Consider the following 20,672-nt stretch of genomic DNA (forward strand, 5'->3'; position numbering starts at 1 on the left):
TTACACAGATAACAGTTACACAGATATACCTGTAATATATCAATGACAATTTAATTGGTATTTTTACAGTTACATGAACAATATCATTTTTTAAACCTAAATACGCAAACCTTGAAAAAACTATTCATAGCCATATTTCTATTGGTTTCGGCTTTCTCTGTTGCACAAATAAAACCAACCTATAGCAGAGCTAAAATCACGTACAATACTCCTGAGGGTTTTCAAAGGCTTATGAAGGCAGGCGTGCCTATGGATCACGGTCAACATAAACGCGGAATCTTTATTATCTCTGATTATTCTTCAACAGAAATTGAAATTGCAAGAAATCTTGGTTTTCAAGTAGACATTATTATTGAAGATGCTGAAGCAGATTTTCTTAGGCGAAATGAAATCGCCAAAACTCAAAAAACTACCCGAAACCTGACCTGTCCTTCTGGTAATGAAACCACATTAGACTACCCAACTCCATCTAATTTTGAATTAGGATCTATGGGAGGATATTTGACCTACCAGGAAATGTTAAACAATCTGGATGCCATGCGCACACAATATCCAAATCTTATTTCTGCAAGAGCAAATATCGGAACTTTCTTAACAAATGGCACCCCAGATAATTCTGTTACTCCATCTATTGGCGGCAACGCGATTCAATGGGTTCGTATCTCTGACAATCCAGATGTAGATGAAAATGAATCAGAAATTTTATATGACGCCATACATCATGCCAGAGAACCTGCAAGTTTATCGCAGCTTATTTATTATATGTGGTATCTATTAGAAAATTACAACTCTGATACAGATATCAAACAAATTGTTGACAATACAGAATTGTATTTTGTCCCTGTTGTAAACCCCGATGGATATCTATACAATCAAGTAACTAATCCTAATGGATTTGGAAATTGGAGAAAAAACAGATTTAATGCTTCGGGAAATAATGGTGGTGTAGACAATAATCGTAACTATGATCATTATCCTGATGGAACTTCTGCAACTGCAATTTGGAGCGGTCCGGGATCATCGAGCAATATGAATTCTTCAACCTATCACGGTACAAGCGCTTTCTCTGAAGTAGAAAATCAAGCAATGAAATGGTTTATCGAGCAACACGATTTTATGATTGCATTGAACAATCATACTTTTGGTGAGCTACTATTCTTTCCTTACTCCTATGCCGCAAACAAACCAACCCCAGATGAAGATATTTTTGTAGCGATAGGTGCAGAACTCACATCGCAAAATGGTTATAACCCTATAAGAGATGCACCTTTTTCAGGTGATAGTGATGATTTCATGTATGGAGGGACAACACAACCTCACAACAAAATTTTTTCTTTCACTCCGGAAGTAGGAACCGATTTCTGGCCGACATCTAATCTTATTGATGGAATTTGTAAAGAAATGATGTATCTGAATCTTACTGCTGCCAAAATGACGAATAACTATGCTCACATAGAAAGCACCGGTAGCATCTTTATTGGAGAAACTACTACTTTCGATGCAAACTATTCGCTGAAAAGATTAGGTGTAACTGGAAACGGAAATTTTACGGTAAACATCTTACCTATATCCGGCAATATCACTAGTGTTGGTAGTACAAAAAGCTATACAGACACTGAGATCGGAACGGATATCTCCGATAGTATTGAAATAATTGTTGATAGTTCAATTCAGATAGGTGACGACATCTCTTACACCATTCAGATCAATGGAGGCTTAATTACGGAGTCGATTAATGTTACTAAAAAATATGGAGCTATTCAGAGCATAGTCAATAATAATGCAAATAGCTTAACCGGTTATACGCAATCCGGCTGGTCTACAACCACATCCGCTTTTGTATCTTCTAATGCGTCAATAACGGAATCTCCAACAGGTAACTATAACTCAAATGAGAACAAAACCATTGAGCTTACTCAAAGTATTGATCTTAGTGATGCTACATTTGCAAATGTTCAATTCTATGCCAAATGGGATATTGAAAACAACTGGGATTACACACAATTTGAAGTGTCAATCGATAATGGAAATTCTTGGATTCCACAGTGTGGAAAGTTTACCAACTCCGGAAGTACAAATTCGGGACAACCAACGGGAGAACCTCTGTATGACGGAACTCAAACAGATTGGGTATTAGAAGAAATTAGTCTTAGTGATTACCTTGGTGAAACTATAAAAGTTCGTTTTCAATTTGTTTCTGACAGTGCCACAGAAGAAGATGGTTTCTTTTTTGACGACCTAAAAATAAATGCTGTCAATCAAACTGTCTTAGATGTTAGGGATAATGTGTTCTCAGAATTTAAAGTTTTTCCAAATCCTGTAAATAATATCTTAAAAATAGCTCCTTCCTCTTCTAAAATATTTAATCTTAGGCTTAGAAATGTAATTGGTCAAGAAGTCTATAAAAAAAATAACACTTCTGGTAATCAAGAATTTAATATCTTAAAACTAGATTCTGGATTATACTTCCTTACCATAGAAATGGATGGCAGCGTCAAAACTTTTAAAATTTTAAAACAATAATTATTCAACTAAAACCCATAAAACTTAAGGAGTTGTCAAAAGATAGCTCCTTTTTTTATATATTAGAGTTGTATTTTATTAGATTTTTTATAATTTGCGAAACTATGCACGCATAGTAGTTTTTAAATTCTCCACTTTTAAAACAGAAAGAGAATTTTAAAGAAAAAAGTCAAACTTTTTGTGCAACTTTATAACAACAATTAATCGTGTGTTTTTTTGAAACATTATGATTAACTTAAAGGTCTTTAAAAACAGAGTAAAATATCTGAAACAACGTATGAATACAATTACTAGATTATTTGATTTCCCACATTATCAATTAGAGAAATACAATTTAGACAAAGCTTTAGTTACAAAATATAACGGTGAGTGGGTTGCCACTTCCACCAAGGAATATGTAGAAAAAGCTAATCAGATCAGCCGTGGTTTATTACGATTAGGTGTTAAACCAAATGATAAGGTTGCTATCATTTCATCTAATAACAGAACGGAATGGAATATTGTTGATATCGGTGTTTTACAGATTGCGGCACAAGATGTGCCTATTTACCCAACAATTTCTCAAGAAGATTATGAGTATGTATTAAACCATTCAGAATCTGTATATTGTTTTGTATCAGACGATGAAGTTTTACAAAAAGTAAATAATATCAAAGGCAATGTACCTTCCTTGAAAGGAGTATACTCTTTTAATGATGTAGAAGGTTGCGATAGCTGGAATAAAGTATTAGAACTTGGTAAGGATGATAGTAATCAAGAAGAAGTTGAGAATTTAATGGCTTCTGTAAAAGAAGATGATCTTGCTACCTTAATATATACCTCTGGAACTACAGGTAGACCAAAAGGAGTTATGTTAAGTCATAAAAACATAGTAACTAATGCCTTGCATAGTTCCACTAGATTTGCAGAATTTGGAGGAGAAGTCAAAGCATTGAGTTTTTTACCTGTTTGTCATATCTACGAAAGAATGTTAATGTATCTATACCAATATCGAGGTATAGGTATTTACTTTGCCGAATCTTTGGAAACAATAAGTGATAACTTAAAAGAGATACAGCCTGATATGATGACAGCTGTTCCTAGATTGCTAGAAAAAGTATATGATAAAATCATTGCTAAAGGAGCGGATCTAACAGGTGTAAAAAAGAAATTATTTTTCTGGGCGGTTGAACTAGGACTAAAATATGAACCCTATGGTGCTAATGGCTGGTGGTATGAGAAAAAATTAGGTATTGCCAGAAAACTAATTTTTAGTAAATGGCAGGAAGCATTGGGTGGAAATCTAAAAGTAATAGCATCAGGAAGTGCAGCTTTGCAATCCAGATTGGCAAGAGTTTTTAACGCTGCAGGTATAAATGTAATGGAAGGCTATGGATTGACGGAGACGTCACCTGTAGTTTCTGTAAATGACATTAGAGACAGAGGTTTTAAAATTGGTACCGTTGGAAAAATGCTTCCCGAAACAGAAGTTAAAATTGCCGAAGATGGTGAGATTCTTGTAAAAGGTCCACAAGTAATGATCGGTTATTATAAAGACGAAGAAAAAAGCAAAGAAGTTCTAAAAGATGGATATTTTCACACTGGAGACATTGGAGAAATTGACAGTGAAGGCTTCTTGCGAATTACGGATCGTAAAAAAGAAATGTTCAAAACATCCGGAGGAAAATATGTAGCACCTCAGGTTATAGAAAACGCAATGAAACAATCTCGTTTCATTGAGCAAATAATGGTAATCGGAGATGGAGAAAAAATGCCTGCAGCATTTATTCAGCCAAACTATGAATTCTTAAACGACTGGGCTTCTAGAAAAGGAATTTCTATTGGAAGTACCAATGACGAGATCGTTAGCAACCAAACGGTTATTGATCGTTTCCAGGAAGAAGTAGATGAGCATAATGAAAAATTCGGAAAATGGGAACGTATTAAAAAGTTTGAGCTTACCCCAGACGAATGGAGCATCGATGCAGGACACCTTACTCCTACTATGAAATTAAAACGAAGAGTAATCAAAGCAAAATATCAAGATCTATATAGTAAAATTTATGGCTAATTCAATTCACTGATTACAAATGTATAGTGTAAAACTTTAACTTTAAATCAGTAAACTCCTCATTTTATGAGGAGTTTTTTTATTAATTCAATAGAAAAATGTAAATTACTTACTCTTTTCGTAATATTTTGTGTAATTTATTATGCGTGCATAGTAAATTTTTATTACCTTTACACCATAACAAATTTTCTGAATGAGAGAAAAAACAATTGATTATGCACTTCGTGCTACGTGGATGGCTGTTGCCAAAATGTATAACGAAGAAGCAGGTAAAAAAGGTAGTACCATGGCAACGGGTTTTGCATTAATAAGCATTGATCCCGAAAACGGAACTCCTTCTACCTCATTAGGCCCTAAAATGGGAATGGAAGCCACCAGCTTATCACGTACTTTAAAAACCATGGAAGAAAAAGGATTAATCTTTAGAAAGAAAAATCCTCAGGACGGACGTGGTGTTCTAATATATCTAACCCCTTTCGGAGTAGAAATGAGAAATTTTTCAAAAGAAGTAGTTTTTACTTTTGACCATGCTGTAAGAAAGCATGTTCCTAAAGAAAAGCTAGATACTTTCTTAGAAGTATTTCAATTGATAAATGATCTCATTGCAACAAAGAAAATTTACACAAAAAAAGAATCTATAACATCTTAACAACCAGAAGTTAAAAAATGAAAAGAGTCATTAAAAAAGTTGCAGTCGTCGGTTCAGGAATTATGGGTTCCGGTATTGCATGTCATTTCGCTAATATCGGCGTCGAAGTACTATTATTAGATATAGTTCCTCGAGAATTAAACGACAAAGAAAAGGCCAAGGGTCTTACACTAGAAAGTAAAGTGGTTCGTAACAGGTTAGTAAATGATTCACTAACCGCCGCTCTTAAATCCAAACCTTCTCCAATTTACCATCAAAAATTTGCCAACCGTATCACTACAGGAAACCTGGAAGATGATATTGCAAAAGTTGCAGATGTTGATTGGATAATAGAGGTAGTTGTAGAAAGACTAGATATCAAAAAGCTAGTTTTCGAAAATTTAGAAAAACATAGAACACCCGGAACACTTATTACTTCGAACACTTCAGGGATTCCTATAAAATTCATGAACGAAGGAAGAAGCGAAGATTTCCAGAAGCATTTCTGCGGAACTCACTTCTTTAATCCTGCACGATACCTGAAATTATTTGAAATCATCCCAGGACCAAATACTTCTACTGAAGTACTTGACTTCTTAAACGGTTATGGTGAGCAATTTTTAGGAAAAACATCCGTAGTTGCTAAAGATACACCTGCTTTTATAGGTAATAGAATAGGTATCTTTAGTATTATGAGCTTATTCCATATGGTAAAAGATATGGGCCTGACTATTGAAGAAGTTGATAAATTAACCGGTCCGGTAATTGGGCGTCCTAAATCAGCTACTTTTAGAACTGTAGATGTGGTAGGACTAGATACTTTAGTGCACGTAGCTAACGGTATCGCAGACAATTGTCCTGATGATGAGCGACACGAGCTATTTAAACTTCCTGATTTCATCGATACGATGATGGAAAACAAATGGTTAGGAAGCAAAACAGGGCAAGGTTTCTACAAGAAAAATGTATCTCCAGAAGGAAAGAAAGAAATCCTTTCATTAGACCTAAACACTCTAGAATACCGAGCTAATAAAAGAGCATCCTTTGCTACTTTAGAAATAACTAAAACTATTGATAAAGTAGTAGATCGCTTTAAAGTATTGGTTTCAGGAAAAGATAAAGCAGGAGAATTCTACCGTAAAAACTTATCAGCTCTTTTTGCTTACGTTTCAAATCGCATCCCTGAGATTACAGATGATTTATATAAGATTGATGATGCAATGAAAGCTGGTTTTGGATGGGAACACGGTCCTTTTCAGATTTGGGATGCAGTTGGAGTTGAAAAAGGAATCGAAATGATGAAAGCAGAAGGATATGAACCTGCTGCTTGGGTTAATGATATGATCTCATCTGGAAGCACTTCTTTCTACACCGTAAAAGATGGAGCTACCTATTATTATGATATTCCTAAAAAAGAACAAGTAAAAGTTCCTGGTCAGGATGCATTTATTATCCTAGATAATATCAGAAAATCATCAGAGGTTTTCAAAAATAGCGGTGTTGTTGTGGAAGATCTTGGAGATGGAATCCTGAATGTAGAGTTCCAAAGCAAGATGAATACCATTGGTGGAGATGTACTTGCCGGATTAAACAAAGCTATTGACATTGCAGAGAAAGACTTCCAGGGATTGGTAGTTGGTAATCAAGCAGCTAATTTTTCTGTCGGAGCTAATATCGGAATGATCTTTATGATGGCCGTAGAGCAAGAATATGACGAATTGAATATGGCAGTTAAATACTTCCAGGATTCGATGATGCGTATGCGTTACTCTTCAATCCCAACAATAGTTGCACCTCATGGTATGTCCTTAGGTGGTGGATGTGAAATTGCACTTCATGCTGATAAAGTAGTGGCTGCTGCAGAAACATATATGGGATTAGTAGAATTTGGTGTAGGTGTGATCCCTGGTGGAGGAGGTTCCAAAGAAATGGCACTAAGAGCTTCAGACCTTTTCAAAAAGGATGATGTAGAGCTTAATGTACTTCAGGAACATTTCTTGACCATTGGAATGGCCAAAGTGTCAACTTCAGCTTATGAAGCCTTTGATACGAACCTTCTTCAAAAAGGAAAAGATATCGTTGTGGTGAATAAAGATCGTCAGATCGCAACTGCCAAAGCATACGCTAAATTAATGGCAGAACAAGGATATACACAACCCGTAAGACGCAAGGATGTAAAAGTACTTGGTAAACAAGCGCTGGGTATGTTCTTAGTAGGTACAGATTCGATGGAAGCTAGTAAATACATTTCTGAGCACGATCATAAAATAGCCAACAAGCTAGGTTATGTAATGGCGGGAGGAGATTTATCAGAACCAACACTTGTAACCGAACAATATTTATTAGATCTAGAGCGCGAAGCTTTCTTGTCTTTATGTACAGAACGCAAAACGTTGGAGCGTATAGAACATATGCTTAAAAAGGGTAAGCCGTTACGTAATTAGTATTGAGTAATTAGATTACCAGATTGCTGGATCATTAGATCATTAAAATCCAACCAATCTAAAAATCAAATAATCTAAAATATCTAAAAAAAATGAAAACCGCATATATAGTAAAAGCATATAGAACAGCCGTAGGAAAAGCACCTCGCGGAGTGTTCAGATTTAAAAGAACTGATGAGTTGGCAGCTGAAACGATTCAGTATATGATGAAAGAGCTACCACAATTAGATAAAGCACGTATTGATGACGTAATTGTTGGTAATGCTATGCCAGAAGGATCTCAAGGTCTGAATATGGCACGTTTAATTTCTCTAATGGGATTAGAGTCTATTGATGTTCCTGGTGTAACTGTAAATAGATTTTGTTCTTCAGGAATCGAAACTATTGGTATGGCTACCGCCAAAATACAAGCTGGAATGGCAGATTGTATCATTGCCGGTGGTGCAGAAAGTATGAGTTCTGTTCCTATGACAGGTTATAAAACAGAATTAAATTATGACTTAGCGAAGTCTGGTCACGAAGATTACTATTGGGGAATGGGTAATACTGCAGAAGCAGTAGCTCACCAATTCAATGTATCACGCGAAGATCAGGATGAGTTTGCGTATAACTCTCATATGAAAGCATTAAAAGCGCAAGCAGAAAATCGTTTTCAGGATCAAATTGTTCCTATCAATGTAGAGCAAATATATGTAGATGAAAACGGTAAAAAAGCATCAAAGTCATATACAGTAACTAAAGATGAAGGACCACGTGCAGGAACTAGTAAAGAAGTACTAGGCAAACTTAGACCAGTTTTCGAACTTGGTGGAAGTGTGACTGCCGGTAATTCTTCACAAATGAGTGATGGAGCTGCTTTTGTAATGGTGATGAGCGAAGATATGGTAAAAGAACTAAATCTTGAACCAATTGCACGTCTTGTAAATTATGCAGCAGCAGGTGTAGAACCTAGAATTATGGGTATCGGTCCTGTAAAGGCAATCCCAAAAGCATTAAAGCAAGCCGGATTAAAACAAGATGATATTGAATTAATCGAACTTAATGAAGCCTTTGCTTCTCAGTCATTAGCTGTAATGCGCGAGCTAAACATTAATCAGGATATCGTAAATGTAAACGGTGGAGCCATTGCTTTAGGCCACCCACTTGGATGTACCGGAGCTAAACTTTCTGTTCAGCTTTTTGATGAAATGCGTAAGCGAGATATGAAAGGTAAATACGGAATGGTAACCATGTGTGTTGGTACAGGACAAGGTGCTGCTGGTATTTTTGAATTTTTGAATTAAGAATTAAGAATTAAGAGTAAAGAAAATAGAATAAAGATTTTTTAGACTTTGAGGAAAAGACATAATTATAAAAATCTAAAGATATGGCAGTTAGGATTAGAAATTGCGAATGACATATCGGATATTTTGATAACTTTTCCTAAACATGAAATATATGACTTGGGTTCACAGATGAGTCGATGTTCTGTTTCTATGCCTAGCAACATAGCTGAAGGATCAGGAAGAACGGATAAATCATTTAATAATTTCATTGATTATTCGCTAAGTTCTTCTTTTGAATTAGGAACGCAACTTCTAGTTGCTTACCACAGAAAATATATTAATAACGATAAATTAAAAAAACTAGAAGAAAAAATTGAAGAATGGCAAAGAATGACAATGAGTTTTCAAAATGGACTCAATAATTAAAAAGTCTCTTTTTCTTTCTTCTTTTCTCTCTTTTCAAAAACCGAATAATATAAAATAAAATGAGTACAGAAACTTTAAACAAAGACATTCTTAGAGGAGGACAATTCCTTGTAAAAGAAACGAAAGCTGAAGATGTATTTACTCCAGAAGATTTTTCTGAGGAGCAAAAGATGATGCGTGATAGTGCAAAGGAATTTGTAGACCGTGAATTATGGGCACATTGGGAAAGATTTGAAAATAAAGACTATGCGTATACAGAAGAATGTATGAAGAAAGCTGGTGAGCTTGGTCTTTTGGGTGTGGCCGTACCTGAAGCATACGATGGACTTGGAATGGGATTTGTTTCTACCATGTTAGTATGTGACTATATTTCTGGTGCGACTGGATCCTTCAGTACTGCTTTTGGAGCACATACTGGTATTGGTACGATGCCAATAACATTATATGGTAACGAAGAGCAAAAGAAAAAATATGTACCAAAATTAGCTACTGGTGAATGGATGGGGTCTTACTGTCTTACAGAACCTGGAGCAGGATCTGATGCTAATTCTGGTAAAACGAAAGCAGTTCTTTCTGAAGATGGAACGCATTATTTAATCTCCGGTCAGAAAATGTGGATTTCTAATGCAGGATTCTGTAACATAATGATTGTTTTTGCTCGTATAGAAGATGACAAAAATATTACAGGATTTATCGTAGAATATGATCCTGAAAACCCTAATGGTATTTCTCTAGGTGATGAAGAAAAGAAATTAGGTATCCACTCCTCTTCTACTCGTCAGGTATTCTTTAGTGACACAAAAGTTCCTGTAGAAAACATGTTATCAGAAAGAGGTAATGGTTTTAAGATCGCTATGAACGCTCTAAATGTTGGTAGAATCAAATTGGCTGCTGCCTGTTTAGATGCACAACGTAGAGTGATCGATGAAGCAACTAAATATGCTAACGAGCGTATTCAGTTCAAAACTCCAATTATGAATTTTGGAGCTATCAAGTCTAAGATTGCTGAAATGGCTACCAATACCTATGCGGATGAATCTGCAAGTTATAGAGCTGCAAAAAATATTGAAGATAGAATTGCTATCCGTCAAGCGGAAGGAAACTCGCACCAGGAAGCAGAGCTTAAAGGTGTAGAAGAATATGCTATTGAGTGTTCTATCCTTAAAGTAGCAGTTTCTGAAGATGTTCAGAATTGTACAGATGAAGGGCTACAGATTTTTGGAGGAATGGGATTCTCTGCAGATACTCCTATGGAGTCTGCTTGGAGAGATGCTCGTATTTCTCGTATCTATGAAGGTACTAATGAGATCAACCGTATGCTAGCAGTAGGAATGTTAGTAAAGAAAGCAATGAAAGGACATGTAGATCTTTTAGGACCTGCTATGAAAGTTGCTGATGAATTAACAGGAATTCCTTCTTTTGACACACCTGATTACTCTGAATTATTTGCAGAAGAAAAAGAAATTCTGGCAAAACTTAAGAAAGTATTCTTAATGGTAGCAGGATCTGCTGTTCAAAAATATGGTCCAAAATTAGAAGAGCACCAACAATTATTAATGGCTGCTTCTGATATTTTAATTGAAATCTATATGGCTGAATCTACGATTCTTCGTACAGAGAAAAATGCAAAGCGTTTTGGAGAAAATTCTCAAGAAGTTCAGATCGCAATGTCCCAATTATACTTATACAATGCAGTAGATATCGTGATCAAAAAAGGAAAAGAAGCAATCGTTTCTTTTGCTGAAGGTGATGAGCAACGTATGATGTTAATGGGACTTAAACGTTTCACTAAATATGCGAACCAACCAAATGTGGTTGCATTAAGAACTAAAATCGCAGATAAAGTAGCCGCAGAAAACGGATACTGCTTCTCATAATAATATATCCGTTCCTAAGGATTAAAACTAGGAAGTTGTTTAATTTTGATTTAAGATACCGTCTTTCTGTTGGGGAAAGGCGGTTTTTTATTTAAATATATTAGCTCATCCTAAAATAGAATCACAATAAAATTAAATCATCAAAAATCATCTGCCTGCATTATTAAATTGTATTTCAAGTACATACGAATTCTAGTTACATACTTACTAATTCTAGACAACAATCCTACTCTATCTGTAAATTATGTACAATTGTACGATATTAAAATTGGTTAACCAATTTTAATATCTGAACCGCATTACAAGCAATGAGCTTAGTCTCTCAAAAACTATTCGCTTGAGAAACAAATCATACAAAACTCTAAAACCACACAAACTCAACTATGAAAAACCACAATCAAAATGTATTCGCTCAGTTCGGAAGTCGGCTGTTCGATATATCAAAGCCCTTAGTCCTATTCATCTTATTATTAATAGCTTCGCAAACAGCCACATTTTCTCAAGTTAGTTTTGAAGGATCTTGGGGAGTGACGTTTCCTATTTTTGGAGGAGAAAGACTGGATACAGAAATTAATCTGAATCAAAAAGATTATATGAGTGGTGCTCAAGAAATAGTAGATGAGCTTCCTACAGCAGGTCACGTAATTACCAACCTGTCGTATTTTGCACATTCCCATTATTTCAACACAAGAGCAAATACCAATGTTGATGTAGCTAATGAAATACATCCTGCAATGATTCCCAGCGTGGAAAATGATGGGGTTGCTGTAGAAGCAATTCAGCTTTTAAGAAATTCAGGCAAGAAAATAATTCTTTACATTTCTACAAACTATTTAGATAGAGCTACTGGTGACCTCAAGGAAGGTTGGGTGAACTATTACACCACTAAATTTGGCGGAAATGAATATTTGGCTTATCGTCATCTCATAAAAGGCTTTGTAGAAGCTGCCGCAGGTTATGCCGATGGGTACTGGTTAGATACAACATCTGCCCTGAGAGGCGATGGTAATTTTGGAGATTTTGTAGCGATGATACGCGAAGCTGATCCTACGGCTTTAATTGCTTCTGGAGGAGCAAGTAGATTAACACATAATGGAGAAGATGTTTATGTAGATTCAGATGGTCTTAATGACACAAACCCTGCCAATTATTATGTAAAACTCCACGATTCCAATGATCCTTTACCTGATTTTACGGATGGACATATTGTACCTTTGGGACAAGGAGCTCCGCCAAACTCATGGTCCTATGAAGAGTTCATGATACCCAATATAATGGCGGAACCGTTCTATACCGCTAGTAACGGCAAAAAAGTTCAAAAACACGGTTGGTTTCCTATTAGGGAAAGATGGCACTCTCCACAAGTACCTATAGTTTTCAATACCGAAGAAGCCTATAGGTTTGTTAGAAGAATTACGGATTATGGTGGGATGATTACTTTTGCAAACACCAACCAAACACCAAATTTAGGAGACGGTCGAGCGGGTCATATGATGTCTGATGAAATGGCTATTATGAAGGAAATTAATCGAAGACTTCTTATGAATCCAAAAGTGGATTATGTGCCTTATACACGACCAGAAGGTGCTAGTTTAGTTGGAGAAACCCAATATATTGAATTTCCCGATATACCTACAAAACACGTGGGTGATGCCGATTTTATAGCAGCCACTGCAACCTCTGGATTACCAGTATCTTTTACAAGTTCTAATAACAACGTAGCTAAAATAGTTAATGATAAAGTACGTATTGTAGGTCCTGGAAAAACAACCATTAGAGCAACCCAAGCTGGTGCAGGGACTTTTACATCTGCTGTACCCGCAGAGCGACCACTAGTGGTTGTTGGGGATATTAAACAAGACCAAGTAATTACTTTTCCACCATTTCCAACTATTCGTTTAGGTGATCCTGATTTTGACCCGGGAGTAACCGCAAGTTCAGGTTTGGCAGTAACGTATGCTAGTGGGAATACTAGTGTGGCTACAATAGTAAATGGTAAAATTCGTATTGTTGGAGAAGGGCGGTCATATATTACCGCCTCGCAAGCTGGTAACGATATATATAATGCTGCGCCGGATAGATCACGTGTGTTAACGGTTTTAGGTGACCAAAATAATGAAACAATTGGTCCCTGGAACGTCACTGAATTAAAAGAAGTTCCAAATTGGAAAACTTCAGATGTGGATGCCCAAGATGGAATGATAGGAATGTTATATGAGTCTATTGACTATTTAGGTGAAAAAGTGGAAGTATTTGCCTATTACAGTACGCCAAGCGGAACTCCTCCAGCAGGAGGTTGGCCCGCTGTTGTATACGCTCACGGTGGCGGTGGAACAGCATTTCCTCAAGTAGTAAAATACTGGAATGATAAAGGATATGCGGCCATTAGCATGGATTTAGAGGGGCAATATCCTAATAACGACCCAACCCCCAATCCAGGTCCAAAACGCGATGGAGTTTGGAACGATTATCGATTACCTATAGAAGAACAATGGTACTATCACGCTATTGCTCAGGTAATGAAAGGACATTCTCTTATAGCTTCTTTCCCAGAGGTTAATGCCAGTAAAATTGGAGTTATGGGTTCTAGCTGGGGCGGAACCATTACGAGTACTGTCATGGGCGTAGATAATCGACTTGCTTGGGCTTTACCGGTTTATGGCGGAGGGTTTTTATCCGAATCAGATGGACATCAAGGAGATGCTATAACAAGCCAAGAAGAGGCGGACTTTGTAAACACCTATTACGATGGAAGTGCGTATTTTGATAACGTAACCTTTCCTACTTTGTGGCTCAACGGACTTAATGATTTTCATTTTTCCCTATCTGTAAACCAGAAATCTTCACAAGCAGTTAACGGACCTGCTAATTTATTGTTTGTAGATAACTTTGCACATGGCCATTTAACATGGAGAAATCGTGATGAGGTATATCGATTTGCTAATGCTGTTGTTAATGGAGGTACCGCATTACCACAAATAGAAAATATTTCTATTAACTCAAACATAGGGTATGTGACTGCTAGTTCAGCTATTGGAATAAATAGTGCTCAATTATTTTATACCAATGATGGTGATACTATAGACTTAAATGACAAATCGTGGGAATCAATCAATGCAACTATTTCCGGTAATACTATTTCTGCAGCTATTCCTACGAATGCTGAATTAATATTTTTTGCAGTTACTGACACACAAGGATATATGGCAACCTCTGAGTATATTTCTACTTTAGATTCTATCGATAATGGGGACAATTTAGCTTTAAATGGAACAGCCTCGCAATCAGGAACGCAAAATGGTGGAGTTGCTGCGTATGCAATTGATGGCAATACTAATGGATCTTTTGGTGCAGATTCAGTAATTGCGGCTACGGGTCCTAATGCTTGGTGGGAAGTAGATTTAGGAAATGAATTCAGCATTGATGAGATTCATGTGTACAATAGAACCGATGCTTGTTGTATCGGAAGATTAACAAACTTCACTGTATCAGTTTTTGATGGTGACGGTAATACAACATATTCAAAAACATTCACCGATATTCCCAATCCTTTAATGATTATAGAGATTCCATCAGCTACTGGTCAGACTGTTAGAGTGCAATCCAATGAAATACCTACTATGAATTTAGCTGAGGTTGAAGTTTATGGGACTAGTATCTCAAACACCAAATTAGTACATATTACGAAGCGTAATGCCAAAGGTTATGCTATAGATGGAAATTGGGGAGGCGATAATGGTCAAAATATATATTTATATAGTCAAAATCCTAATAATGAAAACCAACAATGGATTGAGATTGATCGGGGAAATGGTTATTATTCTTACCAAAAAAAGGATACTAACTTTTGTATGGACGGAGGCAATGGTGGAGCGACTCGTCAGAATGTATATTTATGGACTTGTAATGAAAATAACCAAAACCAGCATTGGCAAAAAGTGGATGTTGGTGGTGGAGCGTTTAAGTTAATAAAACGCAATGCACCTGGATTTGCCCTAGATGGGGCTTCTGGTGGATCAAATCTTCAGAATGTTGGACTTTGGAATTCATCTAGTACCAGTCAAAACTTGCACTGGATCATTACTCCAATAGAAAGCGATAAAGATCCTGATGTTATAGATACTAACGAAGTTCTTATTTATCCAAATCCTGTAGTTGATCAGGTCAATATTAGTTTAGACAGTACAGATACATCTAGATACACCATCAGTGATATAAATGGAAAGATCATACTTAAAGGTATGATCAATGAAGGAGCTGTTTCTTTAGATATCAATAGACTGGAAAGGGGTTTATACCTCCTAAAAGTATCCAATAGGTCCAAGGTATTTACCGGTAAAATCATTAAAAAATAAGCCATAAAAAAATATAGCAAATAAATTATGAAACGATCATTTTATCTAATAGCATTTTCACTGTGCTTAGGCTTAGTCTCCACTCTAAGTGCTCAAGATTTCTTAAAACACGACTTCGATGATGGTACTTTGGGACCATTTGAAACTACAAACCTCAACAGAATGACCTTTAAGGATGGTGCTCTCGAATGTACCTGGAAACCTAGTGATTATACCGGTACCGGAACATCTTCTAAAAAAACAGAATTTAGAGCTAAGGATAATGCCTATGTATTTAAACAGGAATTCTGGACTGGGTTTTGGTTAAAAGTACATAGCAACACATTGGCTAACAATCCAAATACTGAAATGTCCTTAATGCAAACTTGGGGTTTTAGAGAAGGAGCTGCAAACCATTATTTTATGCTTCAATATTTTGGTGATGGGTCGCTTAGATGGCAACACCGTTATAATATGGGACAAAACTTTACCAGATATGTTATTTATCCTGACTTTCCAAAAGATCAATTTGTAAAAGTGGTTATTCATGTGAAATTAAAAAATGTTAGTGACGGTATCGTTCAGGTTTGGATAGATGATGAACTAATGCTCAATAAAACAGGTCAGACTATTGGTTTTGGAGATCAGAACGAAAATGGTCAGTATAATCAGTCCTATTCTACACCTGGCTCATGGGGTATGTATAATTATGCTAATGAAGAGTACGTAAGTGGAGAGACAAGAACGGTTACTTACGATGATGTTACTCTTTGGAATGGTCCAGATGGATATGATATAGTAAATCCTTCTGATGTTACTCCTCCTGGATGTAGTTTACCTTGGAAAGATAATAACTTCACGGTTTCTAATGAGACAGCAAACTACAGTTCTGGAGCCATCGATATTTCTTGTGCTTCAAAAGTGGACATCAGCCTGAATATAAAGGGGGAAGGAAACATGGAAGATTCGGATTATATCAATGTGTATTATAAAGTAGATGGAGGTCCTCAAAAAACCATTGCTAAAAATGTAAATGCTTTTGCTTTGAAAACGCTTTCAGTTGCTAATATTAGTGGTAATAAATTAGAACTTATTATCCAAGCCAAAACGAGTTACGCTGATGAAGTATATACGATTTCTAATATTAAAATCGCTGAAAGTGATGGTAGTACTACTGGGGGCAGTTCATTAGTTCATATTCAAAAACGCAATGCTTCTAATTTTGCTATAGATGGTAATCAAGGTGGTGCAGACGGACAAAATGTATACTTATGGTCAGCTAACCCTAATAATGTTAATCAACAATGGATTGAGATCGATCGTGGAAATGGTTATTATTCTTACCAAAAAATAGGAACTAACCATTGTATTGATGGAAATTACAGTGGAGGGACGCGTCAGAATGTATATTTATGGACTTGTTATGAAAATAACCAAAACCAGCAATGGCAAAAAGTAGATGTTGGCGGTGGAGCGTTTAAACTAATAAAACGAAATGCATCTGGATTTGCTCTAGACGGAGGTTCGGGCGGATCAGATAGTCAAAATATAGCACTTTGGGATTCGTCAAGTAATAGTCAAAACTTGCATTGGATTATTACTCCAATAGAAAGCAATAAAGATCCTGATATTATAGATACTAACGAAGTCCTTATTTATCCAAATCCTGTAGCGGATCAGTTTACGATTAGTTCAGGCACGAATGAAACATCTACATATACCATCAGTGATATGAATGGTAAGACCATACTTAAAGGTGTGATCAATGAAGGATCCGTTTCTTTGGATATCAATGGATTGGCGAAAGGGTTATACCTCTTAAAAGTATCCAATAGATCAAAAGTACATACTAGTAAAATCATTAAACAGTAAAACTATTATTATGTGTGATTCCATAAATAACATTTTGGTGTAACGCTATTTTAGAACAAGATATTTTGATTTAAGAAAACCGTCTTTCTGTGGGGGAAAGGCGGTTTTTTATTTACATTATTTCGCAACCAGATTCATAATAAGAACAGAGTTTTCTCTCTATAATTAATCAAATAATTCTATAATTGAAAATCATTCTCAGCGTTATTTCATCAGTCCTTCTTATTATAGTTATGACATGAATAATTACTATAAAACTCTGACAAATTAGATAAACAACTGTTAATTAAAGCTTGTTTTTTAACATATTATGTGAAATGATAAGAATTTATCAACACGAAAACGTTGTAGTAGCTTTTCAAAACAACCAAATTGAATAATTCGTAATAACTTAGTACAATAATAACACAAGAGACACTTTTATAAACTAAAAATTATGAATTATGAAATCAATTTATCCTCTCCCGAAAATTTCAAAATTGTTTGAGCTACTTTAATTGAGATTAGATTAATCTTTATATCAATAGTTAGAAAACCAAAGATTAATTTCTAAACTCTAAGTCCCTGAAAAAAAATCTGTTTAAAAGTCGTCATAATTAATACTACGGTACTAAAAACAATACTCAAACCAGTATCTTTCTTAGTAGTTGATGAAACGAGCTAAAAACAATTTTCATTTTTAGAAAAAGACATCTTTACTTCCGTACGAGACTTTTCTAAGTTTTTTCTTCAGATTATTATCCTCCCGCAACGAAAAGTTGCGAGAGAACACACACTCACTTATTACAAACTATTGTTCCTATATGGAACACAAAAAATCTAAAAATGAAAAGAAAAAACCTTCTAAAAACTTTAGTTAGTCTTCTGTTTTGCCTGCCTTTTATTGGATTACAGGCACAAGATGAGGACGTAATGTTTCAGGCATTTGACTGGAATGTGCAAAATCAACCAGCAGGTCAGACTTGGTATAATGTTGTTTCTAACGTCAGAAATACCATTAGTGACGCAGGAATTGATTTAATATGGATGCCACCTCCAAGTAATTCTGCGGCGCCTCAAGGATATTTACCAAGAGAAATTAACAATTTTGACAGTGCATACGGTACTACACAACAGCTTAAAACTCTAATCGATCAATACCATAGTTTGGGATTAAAAGTAATTAGTGATATTGTTGTCAACCATAGAGTTGGTACCAATGATGCGGTTACTTTTACAAATCCAGCTTGGCCAACTTTTTATATTGTTGCGGATGATGAAGGTAGAAATTTCGTTAATGGTCCTGTAGAGTTTAGTATTAATAGTGATTTTGTTCCAGGTTTTGAACTTAAATCCGATGGTTCTAGTGGTGGTTTTGCAGCTGCCAGAGACTTAGATCATAAAAACCCGGCAGTAAGAGCAGAGATCATTAAATGGATGAAGAAACTACAAAACGATCTTGGTTTTGATGGATGGAGATATGATTTCGTACACGGATATGATCCTATCTACAATAAAGAATATAATGATGCTACCAATCCTTATTTTGCAGTAGGTGAACTATTAGAAAGTAGTAGAGTTCAGACTAATAACTTTGTAAACAGAACGCAACAGTCTTCTTCTGCCTTTGATTTTAATACTAAAGTAAGTCTTCAAAATGCAATTAGAGATAATAATCTATCGTATTTGAGAGACGGTCAGGGAAGACCTTCTGGTATGATCGGTATCAACCCTTCTAAATCTGTTACCTTCTTGGATAATCACGATACCGGATTTGCACAACAATGTTGTGGATCTAATTATGTGTTCCCAGGTGGAGAAACAAATCTTAGAAAAGGATATGCTTATATTCTAACACATCCAGGAAATCCTATGGTATTTTGGACGCATTTTTTTGAAGGAGGATCAGGAGTACAAAATGCTATTAAAGATCTTATCGCTGCCAGAAAAAGTGTAAGAGTACATTCTGGTTCATCTATAAGTATTGCTGAAGCCAGAGGAGATCTTTATGCAGCATATATCGATGGAAAATCAGGAACACTTGCTATGAAATTAGGATCCGGAAACTGGTCTCCAAATGGTAGTGGATGGACATTACAAACTTCGGGTACTGATTATGCAGTATGGACACAAGGTGGAACTCCTCCTGAAGAAGTACCGCCTTATACGGTTAACTTCTTTAAACCTTCAGATTGGGGATCAAACATCAATGCATATGTATATGATGCCGGAGCTAATGCTACATTACCAGGAACTAGTGGATGGCCAGGAAATAGTATGACCAACATTTCTGGAACAGACTGGTATTCATTTACCATTACTCCACCGGCGGGAGTATCTGCTAATAACCTCAGAGTTATTTTCAATGACGGAAACAATCAAACTGATGACCTATCCAGAAGTACTGATGGATGGTATAGAGGCAACAGTTGGTCTGATACATGCCCAAGCGATTGTACTGGTGGCCCTGGACCATCTAATGATGTAACACTAAACTTCCTAAAGCCAAGTGGATGGGGCGGTAATACAAACCTATATTTATATAATAAGTCTACCAATCAGACACTTTCTGGTACAGCAGGTTGGCCAGGAACGATTATGAATAACCTAAGTGGAACGTCATGGTCCAGAAAAACATTTACATTACCAAACGGAGTATCTGCTACTAATGTTGGTGTTGTATTCAATAATGGAAATGGAGATCAAACTGTAGACCTAACCAGAGGCACAGATGGATGGTTTAGAGTTACTGGTACGAGTAATGGAAAAAGAACAGGAACGTGGTCAACTAATTGCCCAACTAATTGTCCTTCTAACCGAGCTATGGAATTAGCGGATCAAGCAGATAAAGAAAACGCTTCAATATTTGAAAATAATATCACTATGTGGCCTAATCCTATCTTAGATAGAGGTACTCTTAATATAAACACAATAGAAAATGGTGTTTTAGAAGTATCTGTTTCTAATATATTAGGGCAAACTAAAACGGTATACAGTCAAAATACTCAAGCTGGAAATCAGACTATAGAAATCGGCGCAAAAGATTTAGGTGAATCCGGTATCTATTTTTGTACAATAAAATTAAATGGTACTATGCTAAAGAAGTTAAAAGTTGTGAAACAATAATTTTTTGTCCCTATAACCATTAATACATTTTAAAAAGTGTATTCAAAAAGCGGTCGTTTAGCACAAAACGACCGCTTTTTTATTTTATGATGTTTGTAATTACCTCTTCTTTAACTTTACAAAATCTTAACTTTAATATATTCTTCCT

Annotated in this window: 10 protein-coding genes; all 10 read left to right on the forward strand. The window is 35.9% G+C overall.

Annotated features, from left to right (window positions below; genetic code table 11):
- The first annotated feature begins 111 nt into the window (after nucleotides 1–111).
- The 10 genes from ACFSR1_RS01690 to ACFSR1_RS01735 all read left to right on the forward strand — a co-directional run bounded on the left by ACFSR1_RS01690 (nucleotide 112) and on the right by ACFSR1_RS01735 (nucleotide 20,524).
- Complete coding sequence (locus ACFSR1_RS01690; RefSeq protein WP_378288998.1) at nucleotides 112–2,523, forward strand: M14 family zinc carboxypeptidase; 2,412 nt, start codon at nucleotides 112–114, stop codon at nucleotides 2,521–2,523.
- A 277-nt stretch (nucleotides 2,524–2,800) separates the two neighbouring features.
- Nucleotides 2,801–4,573 carry an AMP-dependent synthetase/ligase gene (locus ACFSR1_RS01695; protein WP_378289000.1) on the forward strand — a complete coding sequence of 591 codons (1,773 nt, stop codon included), beginning with the start codon at nucleotides 2,801–2,803 and terminating at the stop codon, nucleotides 4,571–4,573.
- Between the two features lie 193 nt (nucleotides 4,574–4,766).
- A complete protein-coding gene (locus ACFSR1_RS01700) occupies nucleotides 4,767–5,222 on the forward strand; it encodes a MarR family winged helix-turn-helix transcriptional regulator (RefSeq protein WP_378289002.1) in 456 nt (151 codons plus the stop codon).
- Nucleotides 5,223–5,239: 17 nt separating this feature from the next.
- Entirely contained in the window at nucleotides 5,240–7,645 is a 2,406-nt protein-coding gene (locus tag ACFSR1_RS01705) for a 3-hydroxyacyl-CoA dehydrogenase/enoyl-CoA hydratase family protein (RefSeq protein ID WP_378289004.1), read from the forward strand.
- Nucleotides 7,646–7,737: 92 nt separating this feature from the next.
- Nucleotides 7,738–8,928, forward strand: a complete 1,191-nt coding sequence (locus ACFSR1_RS01710; protein ID WP_378289006.1) for an acetyl-CoA C-acyltransferase — start codon at nucleotides 7,738–7,740, stop codon at nucleotides 8,926–8,928.
- A gap of 48 nt (nucleotides 8,929–8,976) precedes the next feature.
- Entirely contained in the window at nucleotides 8,977–9,336 is a 360-nt protein-coding gene (locus ACFSR1_RS01715; RefSeq protein ID WP_378289008.1) for a four helix bundle protein, read from the forward strand.
- A 59-nt stretch (nucleotides 9,337–9,395) separates the two neighbouring features.
- Entirely contained in the window at nucleotides 9,396–11,213 is a 1,818-nt protein-coding gene (locus tag ACFSR1_RS01720; RefSeq protein ID WP_378289010.1) for an acyl-CoA dehydrogenase family protein, read from the forward strand.
- 383 nt (nucleotides 11,214–11,596) lie between these two features.
- A complete protein-coding gene (locus ACFSR1_RS01725; RefSeq protein WP_378289012.1) occupies nucleotides 11,597–15,568 on the forward strand; it encodes a galactose-binding domain-containing protein in 3,972 nt (1,323 codons plus the stop codon).
- 27 nt (nucleotides 15,569–15,595) lie between these two features.
- Nucleotides 15,596–17,419, forward strand: coding sequence for a T9SS type A sorting domain-containing protein (locus tag ACFSR1_RS01730; protein WP_378289014.1), 1,824 nt, complete (start codon nucleotides 15,596–15,598; stop codon nucleotides 17,417–17,419).
- Between the two features lie 825 nt (nucleotides 17,420–18,244).
- Nucleotides 18,245–20,524 (forward strand): starch-binding protein, encoded by a 2,280-nt coding sequence (locus ACFSR1_RS01735; RefSeq protein ID WP_378289016.1) that lies wholly within the window; start codon nucleotides 18,245–18,247, stop codon nucleotides 20,522–20,524.
- Nucleotides 20,525–20,672 lie beyond the last annotated feature (148 nt).

The organism is Aquimarina rubra (assembly GCF_042684305.1).
GTDB classification, from domain to species: domain Bacteria; phylum Bacteroidota; class Bacteroidia; order Flavobacteriales; family Flavobacteriaceae; genus Aquimarina; species Aquimarina rubra.

Excerpts from the sequence above, each read along its gene's own strand:
- ACFSR1_RS01710 (WP_378289006.1), top strand. The coding sequence starts at position 7,738 with ATGAAAACCGCATATATAGTAAAAGCATATAGAACAGCCGTAGGAAAA.
- ACFSR1_RS01695 (WP_378289000.1), top strand. The coding sequence starts at position 2,801 with ATGAATACAATTACTAGATTATTTGATTTCCCACATTATCAATTAGAG.
- ACFSR1_RS01700 (WP_378289002.1), top strand. The coding sequence starts at position 4,767 with ATGAGAGAAAAAACAATTGATTATGCACTTCGTGCTACGTGGATGGCT.
- ACFSR1_RS01725 (WP_378289012.1), top strand. The coding sequence starts at position 11,597 with ATGAAAAACCACAATCAAAATGTATTCGCTCAGTTCGGAAGTCGGCTG.
- ACFSR1_RS01735 (WP_378289016.1), top strand. The coding sequence starts at position 18,245 with ATGAAAAGAAAAAACCTTCTAAAAACTTTAGTTAGTCTTCTGTTTTGC.
- ACFSR1_RS01720 (WP_378289010.1), top strand. The coding sequence starts at position 9,396 with ATGAGTACAGAAACTTTAAACAAAGACATTCTTAGAGGAGGACAATTC.
- ACFSR1_RS01705 (WP_378289004.1), top strand. The coding sequence starts at position 5,240 with ATGAAAAGAGTCATTAAAAAAGTTGCAGTCGTCGGTTCAGGAATTATG.
- ACFSR1_RS01730 (WP_378289014.1), top strand. The coding sequence starts at position 15,596 with ATGAAACGATCATTTTATCTAATAGCATTTTCACTGTGCTTAGGCTTA.